We start from the raw sequence: 765 nt of genomic DNA on the forward strand, positions 1-765 counted from the left end.
TGCTCGGGATGTCGGCGGAGGAAGGGGAAGCGCTCATCGTCGCCTTTCGCCAGGATGTATGAAACGAAATAAAAATATCTTCTTTTTCTGACGCGGATTCAACTTCCAAATGCATAGTCGGCGGACCGTCCAGGTCTGACGTAAGGGGCTAGTAGACCTCCACTGCGGGGGGTCTTGGATGGGTAAGCATTTGACGTTTGAGTTGCGTGCAAAGATTGCGGCGCTCCACTCGGCTGGACTGACCCAGGCAGCGATCGGGGCGCACATTGGCCGCGATCAATCCGTCATCAGCCGTGAGCTGAGGCGCAATGGCACCGGAGCGGGGTATTGTTGCCGGCAGGCTGAGCGCCAAGCCACCGAGCGACGGCAAGCGGCAAGTGCCCCACCCCGCAAGCTCGACGACAGACTGCTGGCGCTAATCGTATCGAAGCTGCGGCAAGAGGAGTGGAGCCCACAACAGATCAGCCAGTGGCTCAAGCGGACGCAGCAGGTCTCGCTTAGCCATGAGCGAATTTACCAGATCATCTGGGCGGACAAGGAGGCCGGCGGCACGCTTTACCGTCAGCTGCGCCGCAGCGGCAAAAGCTACAACAAGCGCGCCAACAAGCTGGCGGGGCGCGGCATCATCCCCGGCCGCATCGACATCGATCAAAGACCCGCCATTGTCGATGCACGCACGCGTATCGGCGACTGGGAGGTGGATACGATCGTCGGCAAAGCCAGGCGAGGCGCCATTCTCAGCCTGGTCGAACGCGTCTCGCGCTA

Annotated in this window: 1 protein-coding gene; it reads left to right on the forward strand. The window is 60.8% G+C overall.

What is annotated here, in order from left to right; all coding sequences use genetic code 11:
* Positions 1–178 precede the first annotated feature (178 nt).
* Positions 179–765: IS30 family transposase (locus tag R5H29_RS09855; RefSeq protein ID WP_332329118.1), on the forward strand; the 587-nt coding region annotated here is incomplete at its 3' end.

It is taken from the genome of Stenotrophomonas sp. A3_2 (assembly GCF_036624925.1).
Taxonomy (GTDB): Bacteria; Pseudomonadota; Gammaproteobacteria; order Xanthomonadales; family Xanthomonadaceae; genus Stenotrophomonas; species Stenotrophomonas hibiscicola.